This window comes from Streptomyces sp. A01, assembly GCF_059026195.1.
On the sequence record NZ_JBWLKN010000130.1, the window covers coordinates 1 to 435 of the forward strand.

General features: G+C 70.1%; 2 pseudogenes. Both read left to right on the forward strand.

The window, feature by feature from the left end:
- Positions 1–102 (forward strand): annotated as a pseudogene (locus AC5P1B_RS35855) (sugar ABC transporter permease); the annotation flags it as partial.
- 133 nt (positions 103–235) lie between these two features.
- A pseudogene (locus AC5P1B_RS35860) lies at positions 236–435 on the forward strand (carbohydrate ABC transporter permease); the annotation flags it as partial.

The window sequence follows — 435 nt, forward strand, 5'->3', positions numbered from 1 at the left end:
GCGGGTTACGCGACCGCGCTGGGTGTCGCGTTGCTGATCGTCACGATGCTGTTCGCGATGATCGTGATGCGGCTCGGACGCCGGGAAAGGCTGGAGTTCTGACTATGCGCGAGCGGGCATCCCTGTCGGCCGCCGTGGCCGGGCGCGGCCGGGATCGCGGCCATTGCCGGAATAGCGGTCAGCTCCGTGGCCGCGTGGCAGTTCGTCACCGACGTGATGTGGGGAGTGGGACGCTGTGACCGGAGAGGTACCGCCGCAGAGCTTCGTGGGCCTGCCGGAGATCGTCAAGACGGACGCCGAGCAGCCTCCCGCCTCCGCCCCGCCCACCGCCGCCGGGACCGGGGGCTCCGATCCCGGCAAGGGCGGTGGTGATGCCGGTGGCCGGGTGCTGAATGTGTTCTCGCACGGCATTCTGGCGGTGTGGGGGCTGTTGGT